This window comes from Pseudomonas sp. C9-3, from assembly GCF_032392015.1.
GTDB classification, from domain to species: domain Bacteria; phylum Pseudomonadota; class Gammaproteobacteria; order Pseudomonadales; family Pseudomonadaceae; genus Pseudomonas; species Pseudomonas nitroreducens.
On the sequence record NZ_CP135919.1, the window covers coordinates 6,604,726 to 6,626,930 of the forward strand.

Genomic DNA, 22,205 nt, shown 5'->3' on the forward strand with positions numbered 1-22,205 from the left:
AGAAAAAGCCCCTGCGCCGATCAGCGACAGGGGCTTTTTCGTGCCGGTGTGGATCAGGCCCGATCACGCTCCAGCAATGGCTTGAGGAAGTGCCCGGTGTGCGACACCGCCAACTCCGCGACCTGCTCCGGCGTGCCGGTGGCGATGATCTGTCCACCCTTGGAGCCACCCTCGGGGCCGAGATCGACCAGCCAGTCGGCAGTCTTGATCACGTCCAGGTTGTGCTCGATCACCACCACGGTGTTGCCGTGGTCGCGCAGGCGATGGAGCACGTCCAGCAGTTGCTGGATATCCGCGAAGTGCAGGCCGGTGGTCGGCTCGTCGAGGATGTACAGCGTCTTGCCGGTATCGCGCTTGGACAGCTCGCGGGACAACTTCACCCGCTGCGCTTCACCGCCGGAGAGTGTCGTCGCGCTCTGGCCCAGCTTGATATAGGACAGGCCAACATCCATCAGCGTCTGCAACTTGCGGGCGATGGCGGGGACGGCATCGAAGAACGCGCGGGCGTCTTCGATGGTCATGTCCAGCACCTCGGTGATGCTCTTGCCCTTGTAGCGGACTTCCAGGGTCTCGCGGTTGTAGCGCTTGCCCTTGCAGACGTCGCAGGGGACGTAGATGTCCGGCAGGAAGTGCATCTCCACCTTGATCACGCCATCGCCCTGGCAGGCCTCGCAGCGGCCGCCCTTGACGTTGAACGAGAAGCGCCCCGGACCGTAGCCGCGCGAACGGGCTTCCGGCACGCCGGCGAACAGCTCGCGGATCGGCGTGAACAGCCCGGTATAGGTCGCTGGGTTGGAGCGCGGGGTGCGGCCGATCGGGCTCTGGTCGATGTCCACCACCTTGTCCAGGTGCTGCAGGCCATCGAACGAGTCGTAGGGCGCGACTTCCAGCGTGGTGGCACCATTGAGCGCGGTAGCGGTGATCGGGAACAGGGTGTTGTTGATCAGCGTCGACTTGCCCGAACCGGATACGCCGGTAATGCAGGTGAACAGGCCGACCGGGATTTCCAGGTTGACGTTCTGCAGGTTGTTGCCGCGCGCGCCCTTGAGCTTGAGCAATTGCTTCTTGTTGCGCGGGGTACGTTCGGCGGGCACGACGATCTTGGTGCGGCCGGAGAGGTAGGCCCCAGTAACCGAATCGGGGTGGTCCATGACCTGTTGCGGTGTGCCCTCGGCGACGATCTGCCCGCCGTGTACGCCGGCACCCGGGCCGATGTCCACGACGTAGTCGGCGAGGCGGATGGCGTCCTCGTCGTGCTCGACCACGATCACCGTGTTGCCCAGGTTGCGCAGGTGGGTGAGGGTGCCCAGCAGGCGCTCGTTGTCGCGCTGGTGCAGGCCGATGGAAGGTTCGTCGAGGATGTACATGACGCCCACCAGGCCCGCGCCGATCTGGCTGGCCAGGCGGATGCGCTGGGCCTCGCCGCCGGAGAGGGTGTCGGCGCTGCGGTCCAGGGTCAGGTAGTCGAGGCCGACGTTGACCAGGAACTGCAGGCGCTCGCGGATTTCCTTGAGAATCTTCGAGGCGATCTCGCCGCGACGGCCCGTCAGGGTCAGGCTCTCGGCGTATTCGCAGGCGGTGCCCACCGGCATTGAGGTGATCGCCGGCAACGTCTTGTCGCCGACCCACACGTGGCGGGCTTCGCGGCGCAGGCGGGTGCCGTGGCAGTCCGGGCAGGGCTGGGTGCTGAGGAACTTGGCCAGCTCCTCGCGCACGGTGGCCGATTCGGTCTCGCGGTAGCGGCGCTCCAGGTTCGGCAGGATGCCTTCGAACGGGTGCGCGCGCTTGACGATGTCGCCGCGGTCATTGAGGTAGCGGAACTCGACGTTCTCGCGGCCCGAGCCATTGAGGATGAACTTCTGGTGATCCGGGTCGAGATCCTGGAAGGGCTCTTCCAGGCTGAAGCCGAAATGCCCGGCCAGCGAGCCGAGCATCTGGAAGTAGTAGACGTTGCGCCTGTCCCAGCCGCGAATGGCGCCCTCGGCCAGGGTCAGCTCGCCGTTGACCACCCGGCGCGCATCGAAGAACTGCTTCACGCCCAGGCCGTCGCAGGTCGGGCAGGCGCCGGCCGGGTTGTTGAAGGAGAACAGCTTGGGTTCCAGCTCGCTGATCGAGTGGCCGCAGATCGGGCAGGCGAAGCGCGCGGAGAAGATCATCTCCTCGCCTTCTTCATCATCCATGGGCGCGACCAGCGCGATACCGTCGGCGAGATTGATCGCTGTCTCGAAGGACTCTGCCAGGCGCTGCTGCAGGTCGCCGCGGACCTTGAAGCGGTCGACCACGATGTCGATGGAGTGCTTGAGCTTCTTGTCCAGCTTCGGCACTTCGTCCAGCTCGTAAAGCTTGCCGTCGACTCGGGCGCGGACGAAGCCCTGGGCGCGCATCTCGTCGAATACCGCCAGGTGCTCGCCCTTGCGCTCGCGAATGACCGGGGCCAGCAACATCAGCTTGCGGCCCTCGGGCAGCGCCAGCACCTGGTCGACCATCTGGCTGACGGTCTGTGCTTCCAGCGGGATGTCGTGGTCCGGGCAGCGCGGAATACCGACGCGTGCGTAGAGCAGGCGCAGGTAGTCGTAGATTTCGGTGATGGTGCCCACGGTGGAACGCGGGTTGTGGGAGGTGGACTTCTGCTCGATGGAGATCGCCGGCGACAGGCCTTCGATGGTGTCGACGTCGGGCTTTTCCATCATCGAGAGGAACTGCCGGGCGTAGGCCGACAGGGATTCCACGTAGCGGCGCTGGCCCTCGGCGTAGAGCGTGTCGAAGGCCAGGGAAGACTTGCCGGAACCGGACAGGCCGGTGATCACGATCAGCTTGTCGCGCGGCAGGGTCAGGTCGATGTTCTTCAGGTTGTGGGTACGTGCCCCACGGATGAGGATCTTGTCCACAGCGGCCTCGCATGGCGGGCGAAAACTATCGATTATACGGGGCGTGGCGGGTACGCGGCAAAGTAGCGCGTGTGTGCCCTTGGACCGTTGGGCTGGTAGAATGCGCGGCTATTTTTCGGCGTTTGCGACAACCGGCCCTGTGGGGCCCGGATGACGCGGCGCCACCGGGGGCAATTTAGCGCATCCCGTCTTTCGTCTGTCCATGAGGGGCCTATGCACGATTCCCACACTGAGCGCATGAGTGGCACCGAAACCCGCGCGGCCGCAGGCCTGTCCCTGGTCTTCGCGTTCCGCATGCTCGGCATGTTCATGGTCCTGCCGGTGCTTGCCACCTATGGCCAGGACCTGGCCGGCGCCACCCCGGCACTGATCGGCCTGGCCATCGGCGCCTACGGCCTGACCCAGGCGATCCTGCAGATCCCGCTGGGCACCCTGTCCGACCGCATCGGTCGCCGGCCGATCATCATCGTCGGCCTGCTGGTGTTCGCCGCCGGCGCCGCGCTGGCGGCCAACGCCGATTCCATCTGGGGCATCATCGCCGGCCGCGTCCTGCAGGGCGCCGGGGCGATTTCCGCGGCGGTGATGGCGATGCTTTCCGACCTCACCCGCGAGCAGCACCGCACCAAGGCCATGGCCATGATCGGCATGAGCATCGGCGTGTCCTTCGCCGTGGCGATGGTTGCCGGCCCCGTGCTGACCCACTGGTTCGGCCTGCACGGGCTGTTCTGGTTCACCGCCGGCATGGCCCTGGTGGGCATGCTGATCATCCTGTTCTTCGTGCCAACGCCTGATCACCGCATGCAGCATCGCGAGTCGAGCGTGGCCAAGCAGTCGCTGCTGCCGACCCTGAAGAACGGCGAACTGCTGCGCCTGGACGCCGGCATCCTGGTGCTACACGCGATCCTCATGGCCAGCTTCGTCGCGCTGCCGCTGGCGCTGGTCGAGCGTGCCGGGCTACCCAAGGAAGAACACTGGTGGGTCTACCTGACCGCGCTGCTGGTGGGCTTCTTCGGCATGGTCCCGTTCATCATCTACGCCGAGAAGAAGCGCCAGATGAAACGCGTGCTGACCGGCGCCGTGGCGACCCTGATGCTCTGCGAACTGTTCTTCTGGGAGTTCGGCAACAGCCTCAAGGAACTGGTGTTCGGCATCATCGTCTACTTCACCGCGTTCAACCTGCTGGAGGCCTCGCTGCCCTCGCTGGTGAGCAAGGTGTCGCCGGCCGGCGGCAAGGGCACGGCGATGGGCGTGTACTCCACCAGCCAGTTCCTCGGCGCCGCCGTGGGCGGCATCCTCGGCGGCTGGATGTACCAGCACGGCGGGCTCGACGGGGTGTTCATCGGCTGCGCGGTGCTGGCTGCCCTCTGGCTGGCGATTGCTGTTACCATGCGCGAACCTCCGTATGTAACGAGTATTCGCCTGCCTCTTTCCGATGAGGCCCTGCGCGATGCTTCGTTGGCTGAGCGTTTCAAGGCATTGCCCGGTGTGAGCGATGTGATGGTGGTCGTTGAAGAAGCGGCTGCTTATGTCAAAGTGGATTCCCAACAAGTTGATCGCACGTCCCTCGAGCGCCTCGCCGGCGCCGAGCAGGCGACGTGCTGAAGCCTTTAGGAGAGCGTCATGGCCCGTGGGGTTAACAAAGTCATTCTGGTGGGTAACGTCGGTGGCGATCCGGAAACCCGTTACATGCCCAACGGCAATGCGGTGACCAACGTCACCCTGGCCACCAGCGAGAGCTGGAAGGACAAGCAGACCGGCCAGCAGCAGGAGCGTACCGAGTGGCACCGCGTGGTGTTCTTCGGTCGCCTGGCAGAGATCGTCGCCGAGTACGTGCGCAAGGGCTCGCAGATCTACGTCGAAGGCAGCCTGCGCACTCGCAAGTGGCAGGGCCAGGACGGTCAGGACAAGTACACCACCGAGATCGTGGTCGACATCAACGGCAACATGCAGCTGCTCGGCGGCCGTCCGGGCGCCGGTGGTGACGATGCTCCGCGCGCTCCCCGCGAGCCGCAGCAGCGTCCGCAGCAGGCCCAGCGCCCTGCGCCGCAGCAGCAGTCCCAGCCCGCGCCGCAACCGGCTCCGGACTACGACAGCTTCGACGACGACATTCCGTTCTAACCCGAACGATTCGTCTCCCAAGAGCGCAGCCTTCGAGCTGCGCTTTTGCGTTTCTGGGACGCTCGTTTTGGCGAATGTTCGTAAAAGTCTTTCTCGGTGGCGACTATTTAATTAGCTAGCTAACTGAATGATTCTGGAGCTGCCTTGATGTACGGCAAAACCGGAGAAGAAAAGACATGAGCATTACAGTGACCGAGCGTGACGACGACCATAAATCCCGCGAGTTCCGCGCCCATGGAGGGCGTTGCTGGGATGTGTACCAGGAAGGCCTGCTGGTCGGCATCTTCCACAGCGAGAGCGAGGCGCAGGCCTATCGCGTCGCCCTGGAGCTGGAGACGCGCTACCGCCACGCGGCAGAGTTCTAGAGCGTGAAAAAGCCCCGTGGCGACGGCCGCGCCACGGGGCTTGTGAGTCCGAAATCCCTGTAGGAGCGAGCTTGCTCGCGAACAATCTCCGAAGCGAGGCGGGTTCGCGAGCAAGCTCGCTCCTACAAAAATACCGCCCGGCGAGCCGGGCGGCAGGCCATCAGAACTGGTAGTTCACCGTCGCGGTGACGTTGCGCTTCTCGCCGAAGTAGCAGAAGTCCAGGCTGTAGCAGGACGCGACGTAATCCTTGTCCAGCAGGTTGTTGGCGTTGAGGCTGACATCCAGGCCCTTCAGGCCGACGCGGGACAGGTCATAGCCGATGCGCGCATCCACCAGGGTGTAGTCCGGCACGCGCAGGGTATTTTCCTTGTCCGCCCAGGTCTCGCCGACATAGCGGGCGCCGCCGCCGAGGGTCAGGCCGTCCAGCGGGCCGGCGTTGAAGCCGTAGTCGGCCCACAGCGAGGCCATGTGCTTGGGCGCCTGGTTCGGGGTGTGGCCCTGGTTGCCGTCCAGCGACTTGGTGTAGGTGATGTCGGTGTAGGTGTAGCTGCCGAGCACCTTGAGGTTGTCGGTGACCTGGGTGTGGGCCTCCAGCTCCAGGCCCTGGGAACGCACTTCGCCCACGGAGGTGTAGAAGTTGTCCTGCGGCTCCTTCGACGCGACGTTCTCCTGGGTGATGTGGAAGACCGATGCGGTGTAGAGGCTGCGGCTGCCCTCGGGCTGGAACTTCAGGCCGGCTTCCCACTGCTTGCCCTCGGTCGGTTCCAGCGGTGTACCGGACTGGTCGGAGTAGGCGTTGGGGTTGAACGACTCGGAGTAGCTGATGTACGGCGCGATGCCGTTGTCGAACAGGTACAGCGCGCCGAGGCGGCCGGTGAACTTCTTCCAGTCGTCGTCGGCCTTGCTGCCGGTGCTGCGATTCTTGTCCTCGACGGTCACCCAGTCCTCGCGCATGCCCAGCGAGAAGCGCCAGTTGTCGATGTCGATCAGGTCCTGCAGGTAGACGCCGGTCTGCTCCAGGCGACGGGTATGGTTGTCGTCGGGGTAGTAGCTGATGGCGTCGTTGCCGTAGTGCGGGTCGAAGGCGTCCAGCGGTTGCGCCGAACCCGAGCGCCAGTCCACGGTGGTGCGACGCTTCTGGTAGTCCAGGCCCATCAGCAGGGTGTGCTTGGCGGCGCCAGTGTTGAACTCGGCCTGGGCCATGTTATCGATGATGTACGCCTGCAGGTGCTCGCTGGCGCCGGAGAAGTAGCGGTTCAGGGTGTTCTCGTCAGGCGCGGTCCAGCCGTACGCATAGACCTGGGAAAGGTCGACGTCGGAGTCCAGGTAGCGGAAGTTCTGCCGCGCGGTCCAGACGTCGTCGAAGCGGTGCTCCAGCTGGTAGCCGAACATGCGCTGCGTACGGTCGAAGTCGTCCTTGCTCGGCTCGCCGTCGAAGAATTCGCGGGAGATCTTCTGGCCATTGTGGTGGAACAGCGCGCCATCCGCCGGCACGCCGCCGTGGTAGCCGCCGTTCGGGTCGTGCTGCAGGTAGCCCTGCAGGGTCAGCGTGGTGTCGTCGGTGAAGTCGATGGCCAGGGTCGGGGCGATGGCGTAGCGCTCTTCCTTGACGTGGTCGAACTGCGTGTCCGAACCCTTGCCCAGGCCGACCAGGCGGTAGGCGATGCGCTTTTCCTCATCCAGCGGGCCGCTGAAGTCGAAGCCCATTTCCTTCTGGCCCATGTTGCCGACGGTGCCGGTGATCTGGTGGTAGTCCTCGTACAGCGGCTTCTTGCTGGTCAGCGCCACCAGCCCGCCGGGCAGGCTGCGGCCGTAGAGCACCGAGGACGGGCCCTTGAGCACATCGATACGTTCGAGGAAGTACGGGTCGATCTGCATCGAGCTGAAGGTGCCGCTGTCGCCCATGGCCTTCAGGCCGTCGAGGTAGATGTTGTCGACGCTGTTGTCGGCGAAGCCGCGCATGACGATGTAGTCGTAGCGGTTCGAGGCGCCGACCTGGCCGGTGAAGATGCCGGGGGTGTAGCGGATCGCCTGCTGCACGGTCTTCGACGCGGTGTCGTCGATCTGCTCGCGGGTGATCACCGAGACGCTCTGGCTGGTTTCCAGCAGGGACTTGGAGGTCTTGGTAGCGATCTGGCTGTGGGTCGCCAGGTAGCCGTCTTCCTCGCCCAGTGCGTTGCCCAGGGCGAATACGTCGCTGGACGGCATGGCCAGCACGTCGGTCGGTGCGGCCGGGCGCAGCACGTAGTTGCCGTTGCCCTGGTCCACGGCCTCCAGCGGAGTGTCCACCAGCAGGCGCCCGAGGCCCTGGTCCACCGAGTAGGTGCCGTTCAGCCCCGCCGAATTCAGCCCGCGAGTCTGCTCCGGGGTTGCCGACAGGGTGATCCCCGCTTCGCGGGCGAAGGCGTTCAGTACCTCGCCCAGCGGGCCGGCCGGGATTGCATAGGCGCGGCTGCTGGTGATGGCGGCACCGTCCGCGGCGAAGGCGGTCAGCGGCAGGCTGGCGCCGAGGCTGGCGCACAGCAGCGCGCCGCGCACGGCATGGGCCAGGCGGCTGGCGCGGGGCAGGGCGGGGAGGCGGTCGGGGTGTGGACGGCTCGCATGGAGGGGCTTCCGTGGGCAAGGGAATGATCGGGTTATTCCTCCTTGCCGACCGAGGCGGCGAAACCCGACAAAAATAATTCTCGATTGCGAAGAAATATTATTTTGCGGCGACCTTATCGGTGGCTTGGTTTGAGGCTCGGGCAAGGGCTCCTCTCCCTAGCCCTGGCTGCGCGCCCCGCTCCGAAGGGAGAGGGGACTGATTGGAGTGGGGTGATACGCCTTTGCTCGCCGGTGGGCGCAGTTCTTTCCGTTCGCACGGATAACGCCCTCTCCCTTCAGGGAGAGGGCGGGGGAGAGGGTGTTGGGCCGAGCGCCGATCTTCCCATTCAGCTCCGCGCGCTGACCGTCACCCACCAGTCCGTGCGCTTCTCCACCCGCACCGGCAGCGTCTGCGGCAGCAGGGCCAGCAACTGGTTGGTGTCATCCAGACGGAACACGCCGGAAAGGCGCAGGTCGGCCACACTGGCATCGCAGTGCAGGTGGCCGTGGCGATAGCGGCCGATCTCGGCGAGAAAGTCGGCCAGGCGCATGTCGCGGGTAACGATCAGCCCATCGGCCCAGGCGGCGCTGTCCATGTTGCTGCGTTCGGCCAGGAGGGCGCTGTCGCCGTTGATCTCGAAGGTCTGTCCGGGCTCGGCGATGGCAGTGGTCTGGCCGCGCACGCGCGGAGCGATGGCCACCGAACCTTCCTCGACGCTCAGGCGTGTGGTGCGCTCGTCCTGGCGCAGCACAAACCGCGTACCCAGTGCCTCGAACAGACCATCCCGGTTGCTCACCCGCAGTGGGCGTGAAGCGTCCTTCGCCGTGCTCAGCAGGATCTCGCCACGCTCCAGAAGCAGCAGGCGCTGGCTCGAATCGAAGCGCACATTCACCGCGCTGTCGGTGTTCAGTTGCAGCACGCTGCCATCGGCCAGGGCGAAGCGCTGGCGCTCGCCGACGGTTGTGCTGAAGTCCGCCATCCAGCGTTGCCAGGGCGTGACCTCGCGGGCCAGCCACAGCGCGGAGGCGCCGACGGCGAAGGTCGACAGCAGCTTGAGCGCCTGGCGCCGCTGCAGTCGCTGAGTGGAGCTTTCCAGGGTTTCCAGCGCCACCCGAGCGCCGGGCACTGCCTGGTAGCCGGCCGCCAGTTCACTGTTCAGCGCCTGCACCCGCAGCCAGGCGGTTTCGTGTTCGGGATTGGCTTGACGCCAGTGTTCGCAGGCGTTGCGCAGTTCGGCATCGGCATTGCCGTTCAGCCGCAGGGTCCACTGGATCGCCTGCTTCACCACCCGTGGATCGGGTGTGGCGCCATTCATTCGGCGTACCGCAGTTGGTAGCAGTGGAACAGCGCCTCGGCGATGTAGCGCTCCACCGAGCGCACGGAAACGCCCAGTTCCTCGGCGATCTGCGCATGCGGCATGCCTTCACACTGGGCCAGCAGGAAGGCGCTGCGCACCTTGGGCTTGAGGCCATCGAGGAGGCGGGCGATGTTTTCCAGCAGTTGCAGGATGCTGTGCTGCGCCTCCGCCGAGGGGACTTGTGCCTCGGGCAGGTGCGCGATGGATTCGAGGTAGGCGCGCGCCAGTTCCTCGCGGCGCCAGTGATCGATCACCAGGCCTCGGGCCACGGTCCGCAGGAAGGCGCGCGGGGTGCGCAGTTCACTGCGCTCGGGCCGCAGCAGCACGCGCACGAAGGTGTCCTGCGCCAGGTCGGCGGCATCGGCGGCATTGCCCAGCCGGCCGCGCAACCAGTTGTGCAGCCAGCCGTGATGGTCGCTGTAGAGCGACTGGACGTCGTAGGTGGAAGACATGGGCGCGCAAAACTGCAAATGATAATTTATCGCATTTTCAACAAGGCGATGGCCATTTGCAAGATATGTCTGAGGCTCCGGTATTTCCTGTAGGAGCGAGCTTGCTCGCGAACTGTTCGGCACCGGAGCTGCCGGGAAATCCGTTCGCGAGCAAGCTCGTTCCTACAAACAGGCCTCGTGCCTTTTCTCAGCGGTACCAGCGCGGCGTGTACACCCAGTCACCACCGCCGGCGCGGGAGAAGCGTCGGGTCAGCGACGAGCCGATGATCACCAGGGTGCGCATGTCGACCATCTCCGGGGTCAGCTCGCCGAGACTGACGACGCGCAGGGCCTCCGCCGGGCGACCGATATCGCGGCCGAGCACCACCAGCGTCTCTGGCATGCGGTGGCGGCGGACGATTTCCAGTGCGCGCCCCAACTGCCAGGGGCGGGCCTTGGAGATCGGGTTGTAGAAGGCCATGGCCAGGTCGGCGGCGCCGGCATGGTCGAGGCGCTTCTCGATGGTTTCCCAGGGCTTGAGGTTGTCCGACAGGGAAATCAGACAGAAATCGTGCCCCAGCGGCGCCCCGGCCTTGGCCGCGGCGGCCAGTGCGGCGGACACGCCCGGCAGCACCTCCAGCTCCACGCCATGCCAGTGCGGGTCTTCGCTCTCGTGCAGGGCTTCCATCACGGCGGCGGCCATGGCGAATACGCCGGGGTCGCCGGAGGAAATGACCACAACCCGGCGCCCGCTGGCGGCCAGCTCGAAAGCGTGGCGGGCGCGCTGCATTTCCTCGCGGTTGTCGGTGCAGTGGCGCACCTGATCGTCGCGCAGCGGCTCGGCCATCTTCACGTAGGTTTCGTAGCCGAGCAGGTCCTGGGCTTCGTCCAGGGCGCGGCGCACGGCGGGGATCATGAAGTCGCTGGCGCCGGGGCCGAGGCCGATCACGCTGAGCTTGCCGCGTGGCTGGCCGATGCTTTGGGCTTCGACCGGCGTCGCGGCGCGGTGCAGGTGGAAGGAGTCGCCGTGCAGCACGGCCGGCGGCAGCTCGCTGTCGTTGCCGATGAACCGCAGCGGCACGCCCAGCTCGCTGGCGGCCTCTGCCAGGGCCGGATCGGCCATGCGGCAGCGTGGGGCGATGACCGCCGCCAGCGATGCCTTTGCCAATCCGGCTTGCGCCAGGCCCTGGTGGATGCGCTCAGGCAGATGCGAATCCACCAGCGTGACGTGAGCCAGCACGACGCGCGGATGGATGCGCAGTTCGTTGTGTGCGATGCCAGCGGCACCCGCATCGATGCGCAAGGTGTGCGCGGCGTCTTCGGCCAGCGGCAGGTCCAGCTTGTCCAGCCAGGGGGCGTCGCCTTCGATGCGCAGCGTGTCGCCGCCCAGCAGGTCGGAGACGAAGCGTTTGCCCTGCTCGATGTCCGCCAGCGCATAGCCTTGCGGCGGATCGAGCAGGCAGGCGCCGAATCGCAGCTCGCCGCTGGTGGTGATGGCTGGCGCCACCTCCAGTGCGGCGGCGATTTCGCGGGCGATGCTATTCACCCCGCCGAGCCCGCCGAGCAGTGGCACCACGGCGCTGCCGTCTTCGGCGACGGCCAGCACCGGCGGTTCGGCGCCCTTCTCCACGAGCAGCGGGGCAAGGGTACGGATGACGATGCCGGCGGCGCACAGGGCGATGATCGGGGTGTCGTCGCGGTAGAGCTGGCGCAGGGTATCGCCGAAGTTCGCGTACGACTCGTCGGCGCCTTCAACACGGTCCATCAGACCCATCACGCGCGCCTGTGGATAAACCTTCTGCAGGCGCCGGGCAGTGGCCAGTGCGCCCTGGCCGAGAATGACGATAGCGGTGCGCATCAGCCGTTCCACCGCTGGCCGGGGATGACGATCATCGAGAAGTAGGGCGACGCCATCGGGTCCACGGCATCCAGCGCGACGATGCGCTGCTCGCGCATGGTCGCGCGTTCGACGTAGTGTGCGCCGCCGTCGCGGCCCAACTCGCGCAGCACGCTGCGGACCTTGTCGAAATTGCGGCCGAGCTTCATCACCACGGCTGCGTCGGCGTCGGCCAGGCGGCGCTTGAGTTCGTCTTCCGGCAACACGCCGGAGAGCACCGAGAGGCTCTGGTTGCGGTACACCAGTGGCACGCCGAGCACGGCCGCACTGCCGAGCATCGAGCAGACGCCGGGTACGACTTCGGTGTCATACCGATCCGAAAGGCGGTCGTGCAGGTACATGTAGGAGCCGTAGAAAAAGGGATCGCCCTCGCAGATCACCGCGACGTCACGGCCGGCGTCCAGATGCTCGGCCACCTGAGCGGCGGCGGTGTCGTAGAAGTCGCTGATCACGCCTTCGTAGGTCAGCGGCGGTTCCAGCTTTTCGGTGGTCACCGGATACACCAGCGGCAGGCGTTGCTGCTCATCGAGCAGGTGCTCCTCGATGATGGCGAAGGCGTTGCCGCCCTGGCCCGCGTGGTGCTTGGCCTTGGCCACGAAGTAGCCGATCACCGGGGACGCGCGCAGCAGGCGCAGCGCCTTGAGGGTCAGCAGTTCCGGGTCGCCCGGGCCGACGCCCAGGCCGATCAGGCGGCCGGCCATCACTCCACCTCCGTGGCGAGTGCGTTCACCGCCGCGGCCGCCATCGCGCTGCCGCCACGACGGCCGCGGACGATCACGTAGGGCACGCCGCGGCTGTCGGCGGCCAGGGCGTCCTTGGACTCCATGGCGCCGACGAAGCCCACCGGGAAGCCGAGGATCAGTGCCGGTTTCGGTGCGCCGGCGTCGAGCATTTCCAGCAGGTAGAAGAGGGCGGTCGGCGCGTTGCCGATCACCACCACGGCGCCTTCGAGGTGCTCGCGCCAGTGCTCCAGGGCCACCGCCGAGCGGGTGTTGCCCAGCTCGCGGGCGAGCGTCGGGACGTCCGGATCGTTGAGCGTGCAGATCACCTCGTTGTGTGCCGGCAGGCGCGCGCGGGTGATGCCCTCGGCGACCATCCGCGCATCGCAGAGGATCGGCGCGCCCGCGGCCAGCGCCGCGCGGCCGATGGCACCGGCGCCTGCGGAGAAGCGCAGGTCCTGCACCACGTCGACCATGCCGCAGGCGTGGATCACGCGCACGGCCAGTTTCTCCAGGTCGGCCGGGATGCCGGTGAGGTCGGCTTCGGCGCGGATGGTGGCGAAGGATTGGCGATAGATCGCCTGGCCGTCGCGAATGTAATCAAGCATCGGGTTGGGCTCCGGGTGCGGCCAGCAGGTCGCCGGCGGCATCGAGGGAAAGGTTGCGCGCCAGCGGCTGGCCGAAGCCGGCCACGCCATCGGCGCGACGGAACAGGTCATAGCGGCCGTCGGCGACGGCCAGCAGGGTGTAGGGGGCGACGTGGGCGGCGGCGCAGGAGCGCGGGCAGCCGCACAGGTGGACGCCAGCTGGCGGCGCGTGGCGAAGGCGTTCGGCCAGGCGAAAGGCATCGGCCTTGGTATCGGCCAGCCCGCGCGCGCAGCCGCTGGAGCCACTGCACGCGACGATGCGCGACAGCGGCTGCGCAGCGTCGATCACCAGGCCGAGGCCGCCCAGTGCGCCGAGTGCAACGGCGGCATCCACCTGGGCCACATCCGGCAGGATCAGGCTTTGCCAGGGTGTCAGCCGCAGCTGCCCGCCGCTGAAGCGCTCGGCGAGATCGGCGAGGCCGAACAGTGTGGCGCTGTCGAGGCGGCCGAGGACGAATCCCGCGCCGACCATGGTGCTTTCTGGCTGGCGCTGAGGCTGAATCCCTAGATGGCCGAAAGCCTGCGCTGCAGGGCGACGCCAGTTATCCACCGCGGGTCCGAGTTGCAGCGCAAAGGGCAGGCGTTGCTGCAGGCGCTCCAGCAGCACTTCGTCGCCGAGCATTTCGCGCAGGTGGCGCATGCGCGTCTGGCCGTCGCCGGCGAGGTCGAGGAACAGCTGCAGCAAGGTTTCCACCAGCAGCGGCACCTGCTCGGCGCTGACGGCGGCAAGGGCGGGGCGATCCGTCTCGTTCCGTGGCGGACAACCGGCCAGGCCGAAGGCGAACAGCGGTGCTGCGTCGTCAGACATCGCCGACAGCCAGAGATCGTTGGGGTGCGCCAGCATTGCCAGGGCTTCGCCACCGTCCAGCTGGATGCCGAACTTGGGCGACAGGCCATGGAAGCGCGGGGTGCGCTCCAGCAGGTCGAGCAGTTGGCGGGCCAGCGGAGCCGCGTCGAAAGCCGTGGCGGCGTCGAGGCCGAGCGCCGGGCTGACCAGCAGATTGCGCACATCATCCGACGCCAGTTCACGTGGGCCGAGGCCGGCGGCCAACAGTTCATGGCTCAGCGCATTTTCAGCGCCGGCATGCACGCCGCGAATCTGCAGGTTGGCGCGGTTGGTCGCCTCCAGCACGCCGTCGGCATGTCGTTCGGCAGCCAGGGCGATGGCGCGCGCGGCGTTGGCGTCCAGTTGCCCACAGGGCAGCTTGATGCGGCAGATGCCGCCATCGCGGGAGGCCACGATGCGCAGCAGGCCGGGGCAAGCATGCGGGCGGACGGGCAGAGCGGATGTGTCTTGCACTGAGGTCACCAGGGCTGGGTCGCGGTGACCTGCGAATCCCCACAGGGGACTTCACGACACCGATACACCCCGCTCGATGTCTGCACACGCGACTGGTTTCGTCGGCAGGTCTCCTGGCTGGCAGGTCCTCATCCAGCGCGGCCTTCCCGGTTGCCCAGTGGCCTGGCCGGCGGCACGGAACGCTGTCCCGTGGCGCCGCATTGCGCGGACTCGCTGCTTACAGTTGCGGGGGCAGCCACGGCTTAACCGTGTTCCCTCTTCGGCTCCCGGAAACCTCACCGATAGGGGCGAAGCGTCCTACGAGCACCGACGAAGCGGGTATTATGCCTGCTTTGCCCGAAGGCAGGAAAAGCCTGCCCGTCGGATCGATCGTCGCACTCTCGAGGAATTTTCATGACGCCCTGGCTGACCATCGTCGGCATCGGCGAGGACGGTTACGCCGGCCTCGGCAAGGCCGCGCGCCGTGCCCTGCTCGCCGCCAGCGAAGTGATCGGCGCGCCGCGCCAGCTGGAGCTGCTGCCGCACTGTCTGCGCGCCAACCGCCAGGCCTGGCCGAGCCCGTTCAGCCTGGAGCCGGTGCTGCGCCGGCGCGGCGAACCGACCTGCGTGCTGGCCAGCGGCGACCCGATGTGGTTCGGCGTCGGCGCAAGCCTGGCCCGCCAGGTTCCGGCCGAGGAAATGCGCGTGCTTTGCGCTCCGTCCTCCGCCTCGCTGGCTGCCGCGCGGATGGGCTGGGCATTGCAGGACTGCACGCTGTTGTCGCTGGTGGCGCGTCCATTGGCCGCACTCAACGCCCAGATCCACGACGGTGTGAAGCTGTTGATCCTCAGCAATGACGGCGACAGTCCTGCGGCCGTTGCTGCGCTGTTGCGCGAGCGAGGGTTTGCTGCGAGCCGGCTCAGCGTGCTGGAGCACCTGGGTGGCGACCACGAACGACGCATCGATGGTCTGGCGAATGACTGGTCGCTGGCGCAGGCGGCTGCGCTGAATCTGCTGGCGGTGCAGTGCATCGCAGGTGAAGACGCGCAGCGCCTGCCGCTCACGGTCGGCCTGCGCGACGATGACTATCGCCACGACGGTCAGTTGACCAAGCGCGATGTACGCGCCGTGACCCTGGCGCGGCTGGCGCCGAAACCGGGCGAGCTGCTCTGGGATGTCGGCGCCGGTTGCGGCTCCATCGGCATCGAATGGATGCGCGCGCATCCGAGCTGCCGCACGCTGGCCATCGAAGCCAACGAAGGGCGCCAGGAGCACATCCGCTTCAACCGCGACGCCCTCGGCGTACCAACGCTGCAACTGGTCTGCGGCGCCGCGCCGGAAGCGCTGCAGGGGCTGGAGCGCCCGGATGCGATCTTCGTCGGCGGCGGCGTGACCCTGCCCGGCGTATTCGAACAGTGCTGGGAGCAGCTCAAGCCCGGCGGCCGTCTGGTGGCCAACGCCGTCACCCTGCAGAGCGAATCCATGCTGCTGAGCTGGCGCGCGCGCATCGGCGGTGAGCTGACCCGCCTGTCGGTGTCCCAGGCTCAGCCGCTGGGTGGCTTCGACACCTGGCGCGCGGCGCTGCCGATCACTTTGCTGGAAGTCTGGAAGCCGCTGGCCGAGTGAGCATGCGCGAAGAAACCCCGGAGCAGCCACGCCCGCTGCGCAGCGGCTACACCACCGGCAGTTGTGCTACGGCCACCAGCCTCGCGGCAGCGCGCCTGCTGCTCACCGGTGAAGCGCTGGATGCCGCGCAGATCGCCCTGCCCAAGGCGCGCTGCGCGACCCTGCGCCTGGAGTTCTGCCGGCTTACTGCTGAAGGTGCCGAAGCCGGCACCCTGAAGGACGCCGGCGACGACCCGGACGTGACCCATGGCGCGCTGGTATTCGCCCGTGTCGTGCTGAGCGATGAGCCGGGTGTGCGCTTTCATGCCGGGGACGGTGTCGGCACGGTGACCAAACCCGGCCTGGTGCTGGCGGTGGGCGAGCCGGCGATCAACCCGGTGCCGCGGCAGATGATGCGTGACAACCTTGCCGCGCTGGCGACCGAGTGTGGCTATGCCGGCGGCTTCGAGGTGACGATCCATATCGAGGGCGGCGCCGAGCTGGCGCAGAAGACCATGAACCCGCGCCTGGGCATCCTCGGCGGTCTGTCGATCCTCGGCACCACCGGCATCGTCCGGCCATTCTCCTGCTCGGCCTACATCGCCTCGATCCAACAGGGCATCGACGTCGCCCGCGCCAACGGCTTCCGTCATCTTGCCGCTTGTACCGGCAACGCCAGCGAGGACGCCATGCGCCGTCGCTACGGTTTCGACGACACCGCGCTGATCGAGATGGGCGACTTCGCCGGTGCCGCGCTCAAGCACCTGCGCAAGGTGCCGGTGGAGCGCTTCAGCGTCTGCGGCGGCTTCGGCAAGATCAGCAAGCTCGCCGCCGGCCACATGGACCTGCACAGCCGCCACTCCAGCATCGACCTGCCGCAACTGGCCGAGTGGGGCGCGGGGATCGGGGCTTCGGCAGACCTGCAGCAACGCATGCGCGAGGCCAACACCAGCCAGCAGGCGCTGGCGCTGTGCCGCGCCGAGGGTATCGCCCTGGGCGATGCGGTGTGCGCCCGCGCGCTGGCCTTCGCCCGGCGTATCGTGCCCGTTGAAGTAACGCTGGAAGTCTTCGCCATCGACCGCCAGGGCAACCTGGTGGGCGAGGCGCTGGAGGTGAGATGAAACGGGTCCTGCTGCTGGGCGGAATCGGTGAGGCGCTGGCTATTGCGCGACGGCTGGGACCGCAGCATCTCTACAGCCTGGCCGGCCTGGGCAAGGTGCCGGACGACCTCGCCTGCGAAGTGCGCGTGGGTGGCTACGGTGGCGCCGAAGGCCTGGCCGGATTCATCCGCGAACAGGGCTTCGACCTCCTGCTCGATGCGACCCATCCCTATGCTGCGCAGATCAGCGCCAACGCCGCGCATGCTGCGGAGCTGGCCGGTGTGCCGTGCTGGGCGCTGCGGCGGCCCGGCTGGCAGTCGGGTGCTGGCGATGATTGGCGCGAGGTCGCCGATTGGCCTGGGTTGATCGGCGCACTGAAAGAATTTCGCCGTCCGCTGTTCACCCTGGGTCGTGAGCCGCTGGAACACCTCGATGAAATTCCCGCCCACCAGCACTGGACGGTGCGCTGTCTGCAAAACCTCCCAGGCAATGCGCGCGCCGAAGTACTGGGCGCCCGCGGACCGTTCACCCTGGAGGGCGAACGCGAGCTGTTCGCGCGGTTGGGTACCGATGTGCTGATCAGCAAGAACAGCGGCAGCCAGGCCACCGAGCCGAAGCTGCAGGTCGCCCGCGAGCGGGGCATGCCGGTACTGATTCTGGCGCGCCCGGCGCTGCCGCTCGTGGCGCGGGAGTTCGACAGCGTTGAGTCGCTGTGGGCGGCGCTGGAACGCCTGCTGGCGGAATGAGGGAACGCATCGAACGGGGAGCGTTCACAGCGTCGTCATGGTTCGCGAGCAGGCTCGCTCCTGCAGAACCGTCATGAAGCTTCTCCGGTGGCCGGCGCGCCTCTATGCTGGGCCCCGGTTTTCACAGGGAGTGACACCATGCTGCGAATCCTCGGCCGCGCTTCATCGATCAACGTGCGCAAGGTGCTCTGGACCTGCGCCGAACTGAACCTGCCGTACGAACGGGAGGACTGGGGCTCGGGCTTTCGCTCCACGGCTTCGGCTGAATTCATCGCACTCAACCCCAATGCCATGGTGCCGGTGCTTGTCGACGGCGACTTCGTGCTCTGGGAGTCCAACGCCATCTGCAGCTATCTCGCCAGCCAGTATCCGCTCGATGAACTGCTGCCCAACTCGCCCTGCGAGCGCGCGCTGGTGGAGCAATGGATGGGGTGGCAGGCCACCGAGCTGAACAATGCCTGGCGCTATGTATTCATGGCCCGTGTGCGCAACAGCCCCAGCCATACCGACGAATCCGCCATCGCCCTGAGCGAGGCGCAGTGGAACCATTGCATGTCCCTGCTGGACCGGCAGCTGGAGCGCACCGGTGCCTTCGTCACCGGCGCCTGCTTCAGCCTTGCCGACGTCGTCCTTGGCCTGTCGGTGAACCGCTGGTACCTGACGCCCATGCAGCGCCCGGAACTGCCCGCAGTTGCCGCCTACTACGAGCGGCTGAGCGAGCGGCCGGGGTTCCTGCTGCATGGGCGCAATGGGGAACCTTGAGATGAGCGGAAAATCGGTGCCAGGGGACGACCCTCACCCCAGCCCTCATTCAGAGGGAGAGGGGGCCGTTTTGTGTGGGGCAATGTATCGGCGTTAGCCGGCGAACGTTGGTCGAACAGAGCGCGCAGAACTGTTCCCTCTCCCTCTGAATGAGGGCTAGGGTGAGGGGCTCTCGGTAGCTCACGCAGGGAGTTCACCAATAGGCCGATACTCCGCGCCCAGCTCCTGCGCCAGTTTTGCTGCGCGACCAAGTCGCACCGCGCCACCCTCGATATCCACCAGCACAGTCGGGCAGCCCATCGGTTGCAACGCCGGCCAGTCGCGCAGGCGGCCATCGGTCAGGATCAGCAGGTGCTGGCGTTCGGCTGGCTTCTGCCGCTGGCGCTTGTCCAGCCATTCGCGGGCTTGCTCAAGCGCTTCGATCAGCGGGGTGCCGCCTCCGGCTCCAAGTTGCTCCAGCCACACCTGAAGCTGGCTCGATGCCTTCTGGCCCTGCCACAACCAGCGCGGCTGTGCGCCGGTGGCATGCAGCACGGCGAGGCGCGCGCGTTGGCGATAGGCCTGTTCGAAGGTGTCGGCGAGCAGCCCCTTGGCCTGGGCGAGGGCACCGTGGCGGCGGGTGCTGGCAGAGGCGTCGACTATCACTAGCCAGAGTTCGCTGGGCTTGTGGCTGCGGGCTCGCAGTACCAGGTCGGCGCGGTGCTGCGGGCGGCCATTGCGCAGGGTCGCGGGCCAGTCGATCCGGCCGTGCGCACCCTGTTGGCGGGCGCCGCTGCGGCCGCCGGCGAGCTGGCCGGGTCGGGGGTTGGCATCCGCGCCTGGGGCCTGGCGCGGGCGGATGCTCAGGGCTTTTTTGGCCAGCCCGTCAACTGTCGGCGCTCGCCCATCGTGACGTTCTGGGCGGGGAGTTCACCCCATTGGCCTTCGCCGTTGGAAGCGTTGGATGGTGCTTGCGCCTGCCTGGACGACGGTTGCTGCGGCATTGTCGATTGCGGTGGTGCAGGGCGGCGACGATGGGCGAGGGCGAAGTGTTCCACCGCCTCGATGTCCTGCGCCTCGATGGCGTTGGCGCCGCGCCAGGCGGCGTGGGCACGGGCTGCGCGCAACCAGACCAGATCGGCGCGCAGGCCATCGACGCCAGCGGCGTGGCAGCGCTCGGCGATCTCGTTCAATGCAGCATCATCCAGCGCAATCGCGGCAAGGCCTTGCCGGGCATCGACACAGCGCTGTTGCAGCGCTTGCTGTGCGCCTTGCCACTGAATGAGGAAGGCCTGCGGATCGGCATCGAAGGCCAGCCGACGGCGAACGATCTCGGCGCGCTCGCTGGGCGCCGGGGAGCCGTGCAGTTGCACCTTGAGGCCGAAGCGATCCAGCAGTTGCGGGCGCAACTCGCCTTCCTCGGGGTTCATGGTGCCGATCAGCACGAAGCGCGCCGGGTGACTATGGGACAGGCCGTCGCGCTCGATCAGGTTGACCCCGCTGGCGGCCACGTCGAGCAGCAGGTCGACGAGGTGGTCGGGCAGCAGGTTCACTTCATCCACATAGAGCACGCCGCCGTGGGCGTGGGCCAGCACACCAGGGGAGAACTGCGCGCGACCTTCGCCCAGCGCCGCGTCCAGGTCGAGGGTGCCGACAATGCGTTCCTCGCTGGCGCCCAGCGGCAGGGTGACGAAGCGCTCGCCGTCCAGCAGATCGGCGACGCCGCGCGCGAGGGTGGACTTGGCCATCCCGCGTGGCCCTTCGATCAGCACACCGCCGATGGCGGGGTCGATGGCTGCCAGGCACAGGGCCAGCTTCAGCTCATCGGCGCCGACGACGGCGGCCAGGGGGAAGTGGGGAAGGGCGCTCATGGGGGATTCCTGCGGATTTCGTCCGTGCATGGTAGCGAACCGGGCGTAGGAGGTGCGACCAATGTCCATCAGAACGATAGAGCCAAGTCATTGATCGGCACGCCGCGATGCAGTAACTTGGCTCTACTTCCACGGAGAACATCATGCCGTCCAGCTTGCCCATCCAGTCCCTCGCCCTCCTCGGTGCCATTGGCTCCGTGGTTGCTCGCGCGCAGGTCCTGGCCGCTGCTGCCGGTTATTTCTTCTATGGGTATTGGTTTAGCCAAAGGCGCGCCTGATACCCCACAGGCGCCCTAGCAAGCAGGGTCGCCAACCAGACAGTTTCCCAAAACCCCGGTCGGCAACCCGACCGGGGTTTTTGTTTTTCCGGCCCACAAGGCCCAACGCATTGAAACGAGCGAAAACGCTCAGACAGAGGATCGAGACATGACCGCCTACACCACCGACTACCGCTATTACCGCAACTCCGACTGGCGATTTAGCAGCGCGCTGCGTGCCACCCAACGAGCCTTGCCACGAACACTTAGATAGAGCGCCGAGCGCGGAACGACCACCGCGCCGGCCAAGGATGCCAGTCAGATGAACGCTTCCACCTCCACCCTGATCCGCCAAGCACACGCAGCCACCGCCGAAGTCCTCGACCTGCCGCTGCCCTCCGCTCGCCGCCGCGAACAACCGCTGCCGAGCCCCGCCGAACTGCGCCAGCACCTGCCGCTGTCCGCCGCCATGGCCCACCGTGTCCGCGAAGGCCGCGACGCGATCCGCGCCGTACTCGATGGCCGCGACCCACGCCTGCTGGTAGTGATCGGCCCGTGCTCGCTGCACGACCCTGTCTCCGCCCTCGAATACGCCGACCGCCTCGCCGAACTCGCCCCGCAAGTGAGCGACCAGTTGCTGCTGGTGATGCGCGCCTACGTCGAGAAACCGCGTACCACCATCGGCTGGAAAGGCCTGGTCTACGACCCGCAGCTGGACGGCAGCGGCGATATGGCCGGCGGCCTGGAACTGTCGCGCCGGCTGATGCTGGGCATGCTCGAACGCGGCCTGCCGGTCGCCACCGAACTGCTGCAACCGCTGGTGGCCGGCTACTTCGACGACCTGCTGGGCTGGGCCGCCATTGGTGCGCGCACCAGCGAATCGCAGGTGCACCGCGAGATGGTCAGTGGTCTCGATCTGCCGGTGGGCTTCAAGAACGGCACCGATGGCAGCATCGGCATCGCCACCGACGCCATGCGCTCGGCGGCGCACCCGCACCAGCACTTCGGCATCGACGCGCAGGGCCGCCCGTCGTTGGTGCAGACCCAGGGCAACCCGGACACCCATCTGGTGCTGCGCGGCGGCCACGCCGGGCCGAACTTCGATGCGGCCAGCGTGCAGCAGATTCGCCAGGGGCTGGAAAAGCTCGGCCTCGATCCGAGCATCATGGTCGATTGCAGCCACGCCAACAGCGGCAAGGACCCGCTGCGCCAGCCGGCGGTGCTGGACAGCGTGCTTGACCAGCGCCTGGCCGGCGACGGCTCGCTGCGTGGTGTGATGCTGGAGAGTCACCTGTTCGACGGCTGCCAGCCGCTGTCCGGCGAGCTGCGCTACGGCGTGTCGATCACTGATGGTTGCCTCGGCTGGAGCGGTACCGAGGCGTTGTTGCTGAACGCGGCCGAGCGCCTGCGTCGCAGCTGAGGCATTCCTGTAGGAGCGAGCTTGCTCGCGAACGAGTTTCCCGGCCGCTTCGAAGCTGGGCGGGTTCGCGAGCAAGCTCGCTCCTACAGGTCAATGCGCCACTCCGCACTTGTGTAAGAGGGGACTTCGTCCGCGATGGTATCCGGCGCGCGGCAATCCTATCGCGGACGGAGTCCGCC

Annotated in this window: 18 protein-coding genes and 1 riboswitch; of the genes, 8 read left to right on the forward strand and 10 right to left on the reverse strand. The window is 67.1% G+C overall.

What is annotated here, in order from left to right; genetic code table 11:
- Positions 1-53 precede the first annotated feature (53 nt).
- Positions 54-2,888, reverse strand: coding sequence for an excinuclease ABC subunit UvrA (gene uvrA / locus RS899_RS30415; RefSeq protein WP_054906705.1), 2,835 nt, complete (start codon positions 2,886-2,888; stop codon positions 54-56).
- Between the two features lie 213 nt (positions 2,889-3,101).
- Here uvrA and RS899_RS30420 point away from each other — a divergent pair, with 213 nt between their 5' ends.
- The 3 genes from RS899_RS30420 to RS899_RS30430 all read left to right on the forward strand — a co-directional run bounded on the left by RS899_RS30420 (position 3,102) and on the right by RS899_RS30430 (position 5,371).
- A complete protein-coding gene (locus RS899_RS30420) occupies positions 3,102-4,490 on the forward strand; it encodes an MFS transporter (RefSeq protein ID WP_054906706.1) in 1,389 nt (462 codons plus the stop codon).
- Positions 4,491-4,508: 18 nt separating this feature from the next.
- Positions 4,509-5,006 carry a single-stranded DNA-binding protein gene (gene ssb, locus RS899_RS30425; RefSeq protein WP_017521888.1) on the forward strand — a complete coding sequence of 166 codons (498 nt, stop codon included), beginning with the start codon at positions 4,509-4,511 and terminating at the stop codon, positions 5,004-5,006.
- A gap of 176 nt (positions 5,007-5,182) precedes the next feature.
- Complete coding sequence (locus tag RS899_RS30430) at positions 5,183-5,371, forward strand: hypothetical protein (RefSeq protein WP_024767074.1); 189 nt, start codon at positions 5,183-5,185, stop codon at positions 5,369-5,371.
- A 160-nt stretch (positions 5,372-5,531) separates the two neighbouring features.
- On the opposite strand, the gene RS899_RS30435 is transcribed toward RS899_RS30430, so the two are convergent.
- From RS899_RS30435 to cobG, 7 genes are all read right to left on the reverse strand, one after another.
- Positions 5,532-7,940, reverse strand: coding sequence for a TonB-dependent siderophore receptor (locus RS899_RS30435; RefSeq protein ID WP_315810486.1), 2,409 nt, complete (start codon positions 7,938-7,940; stop codon positions 5,532-5,534).
- 362 nt (positions 7,941-8,302) lie between these two features.
- Positions 8,303-9,271 (reverse strand): FecR family protein, encoded by a 969-nt coding sequence (locus RS899_RS30440; protein ID WP_315808745.1) that lies wholly within the window; start codon positions 9,269-9,271, stop codon positions 8,303-8,305.
- Positions 9,268-9,765 (reverse strand): sigma-70 family RNA polymerase sigma factor, encoded by a 498-nt coding sequence (locus RS899_RS30445; RefSeq protein ID WP_315808746.1) that lies wholly within the window; start codon positions 9,763-9,765, stop codon positions 9,268-9,270. The genes RS899_RS30440 and RS899_RS30445 overlap by 4 nt, the downstream gene beginning before the upstream one ends.
- A gap of 187 nt (positions 9,766-9,952) precedes the next feature.
- Positions 9,953-11,602: a precorrin-3B C(17)-methyltransferase gene (gene cobJ / locus RS899_RS30450; protein WP_315808747.1), complete on the reverse strand. Its 1,650-nt coding sequence runs from the start codon at positions 11,600-11,602 to the stop codon at positions 9,953-9,955.
- On the reverse strand, positions 11,602-12,342 hold the full coding sequence (locus RS899_RS30455; RefSeq protein ID WP_315808748.1) for a precorrin-2 C(20)-methyltransferase: 741 nt from the start codon (positions 12,340-12,342) through the stop codon (positions 11,602-11,604). Before RS899_RS30455 ends, cobJ begins: the two co-directional genes overlap by 1 nt.
- The gene (locus RS899_RS30460) at positions 12,342-12,968 is read right to left on the reverse strand and encodes a precorrin-8X methylmutase (RefSeq protein WP_233299883.1); all 627 of its coding nucleotides are present in this window, start codon (positions 12,966-12,968) and stop codon (positions 12,342-12,344) included. The genes RS899_RS30455 and RS899_RS30460 overlap by 1 nt, the downstream gene beginning before the upstream one ends.
- The gene (gene cobG, locus RS899_RS30465; protein ID WP_409978035.1) at positions 12,961-14,316 is read right to left on the reverse strand and encodes a precorrin-3B synthase; all 1,356 of its coding nucleotides are present in this window, start codon (positions 14,314-14,316) and stop codon (positions 12,961-12,963) included. The genes RS899_RS30460 and cobG overlap by 8 nt, the downstream gene beginning before the upstream one ends.
- A gap of 77 nt (positions 14,317-14,393) precedes the next feature.
- Positions 14,394-14,633, reverse strand: a riboswitch (cobalamin riboswitch).
- Positions 14,634-14,700: 67 nt separating this feature from the next.
- On the opposite strand from cobG, the gene cbiE reads away from it, so the two are divergent.
- From cbiE to RS899_RS30485, 4 genes are all read left to right on the forward strand, one after another.
- Positions 14,701-15,912 (forward strand): precorrin-6y C5,15-methyltransferase (decarboxylating) subunit CbiE, encoded by a 1,212-nt coding sequence (gene cbiE, locus RS899_RS30470; protein ID WP_315808750.1) that lies wholly within the window; start codon positions 14,701-14,703, stop codon positions 15,910-15,912.
- Between the two features lie 2 nt (positions 15,913-15,914).
- Entirely contained in the window at positions 15,915-17,012 is a 1,098-nt protein-coding gene (locus RS899_RS30475) for a cobalt-precorrin-5B (C(1))-methyltransferase (protein ID WP_315808751.1), read from the forward strand.
- The gene (locus tag RS899_RS30480; RefSeq protein WP_315808752.1) at positions 17,009-17,737 is read left to right on the forward strand and encodes a cobalt-precorrin-6A reductase; all 729 of its coding nucleotides are present in this window, start codon (positions 17,009-17,011) and stop codon (positions 17,735-17,737) included. The genes RS899_RS30475 and RS899_RS30480 overlap by 4 nt, the downstream gene beginning before the upstream one ends.
- A gap of 138 nt (positions 17,738-17,875) precedes the next feature.
- Positions 17,876-18,499 (forward strand): glutathione S-transferase, encoded by a 624-nt coding sequence (locus RS899_RS30485; RefSeq protein ID WP_315808753.1) that lies wholly within the window; start codon positions 17,876-17,878, stop codon positions 18,497-18,499.
- Positions 18,500-18,679: 180 nt separating this feature from the next.
- Here RS899_RS30485 and RS899_RS30490 read toward each other — a convergent pair whose 3' ends face one another.
- Complete coding sequence (locus tag RS899_RS30490; protein WP_409978101.1) at positions 18,680-19,345, reverse strand: vWA domain-containing protein; 666 nt, start codon at positions 19,343-19,345, stop codon at positions 18,680-18,682.
- Positions 19,342-20,349, reverse strand: a complete 1,008-nt coding sequence (locus tag RS899_RS30495; protein WP_315808754.1) for an ATP-binding protein — start codon at positions 20,347-20,349, stop codon at positions 19,342-19,344. The genes RS899_RS30490 and RS899_RS30495 overlap by 4 nt, the downstream gene beginning before the upstream one ends.
- Before the next feature lie 579 nt (positions 20,350-20,928).
- On the opposite strand from RS899_RS30495, the gene RS899_RS30500 reads away from it, so the two are divergent.
- Entirely contained in the window at positions 20,929-22,026 is a 1,098-nt protein-coding gene (locus RS899_RS30500) for a 3-deoxy-7-phosphoheptulonate synthase (RefSeq protein ID WP_315808755.1), read from the forward strand.
- Positions 22,027-22,205 lie beyond the last annotated feature (179 nt).

Excerpts from the sequence above, each read along its gene's own strand:
- RS899_RS30420 (WP_054906706.1), top strand. The coding sequence starts at position 3,102 with ATGCACGATTCCCACACTGAGCGCATGAGTGGCACCGAAACCCGCGCG.
- ssb (WP_017521888.1), top strand. The coding sequence starts at position 4,509 with ATGGCCCGTGGGGTTAACAAAGTCATTCTGGTGGGTAACGTCGGTGGC.
- RS899_RS30430 (WP_024767074.1), top strand. The coding sequence starts at position 5,183 with ATGAGCATTACAGTGACCGAGCGTGACGACGACCATAAATCCCGCGAG.
- RS899_RS30440 (WP_315808745.1), bottom strand. The coding sequence starts at position 9,271 with ATGAATGGCGCCACACCCGATCCACGGGTGGTGAAGCAGGCGATCCAG.
- RS899_RS30445 (WP_315808746.1), bottom strand. The coding sequence starts at position 9,765 with ATGTCTTCCACCTACGACGTCCAGTCGCTCTACAGCGACCATCACGGC.
- cobJ (WP_315808747.1), bottom strand. The coding sequence starts at position 11,602 with ATGCGCACCGCTATCGTCATTCTCGGCCAGGGCGCACTGGCCACTGCC.
- RS899_RS30455 (WP_315808748.1), bottom strand. The coding sequence starts at position 12,342 with ATGGCCGGCCGCCTGATCGGCCTGGGCGTCGGCCCGGGCGACCCGGAA.
- RS899_RS30460 (WP_233299883.1), bottom strand. The coding sequence starts at position 12,968 with ATGCTTGATTACATTCGCGACGGCCAGGCGATCTATCGCCAATCCTTC.
- cbiE (WP_315808750.1), top strand. The coding sequence starts at position 14,701 with ATGACGCCCTGGCTGACCATCGTCGGCATCGGCGAGGACGGTTACGCC.
- RS899_RS30475 (WP_315808751.1), top strand. The coding sequence starts at position 15,915 with ATGCGCGAAGAAACCCCGGAGCAGCCACGCCCGCTGCGCAGCGGCTAC.
- RS899_RS30480 (WP_315808752.1), top strand. The coding sequence starts at position 17,009 with ATGAAACGGGTCCTGCTGCTGGGCGGAATCGGTGAGGCGCTGGCTATT.
- RS899_RS30485 (WP_315808753.1), top strand. The coding sequence starts at position 17,876 with ATGCTGCGAATCCTCGGCCGCGCTTCATCGATCAACGTGCGCAAGGTG.
- RS899_RS30495 (WP_315808754.1), bottom strand. The coding sequence starts at position 20,349 with ATGAGCGCCCTTCCCCACTTCCCCCTGGCCGCCGTCGTCGGCGCCGAT.
- RS899_RS30500 (WP_315808755.1), top strand. The coding sequence starts at position 20,929 with ATGAACGCTTCCACCTCCACCCTGATCCGCCAAGCACACGCAGCCACC.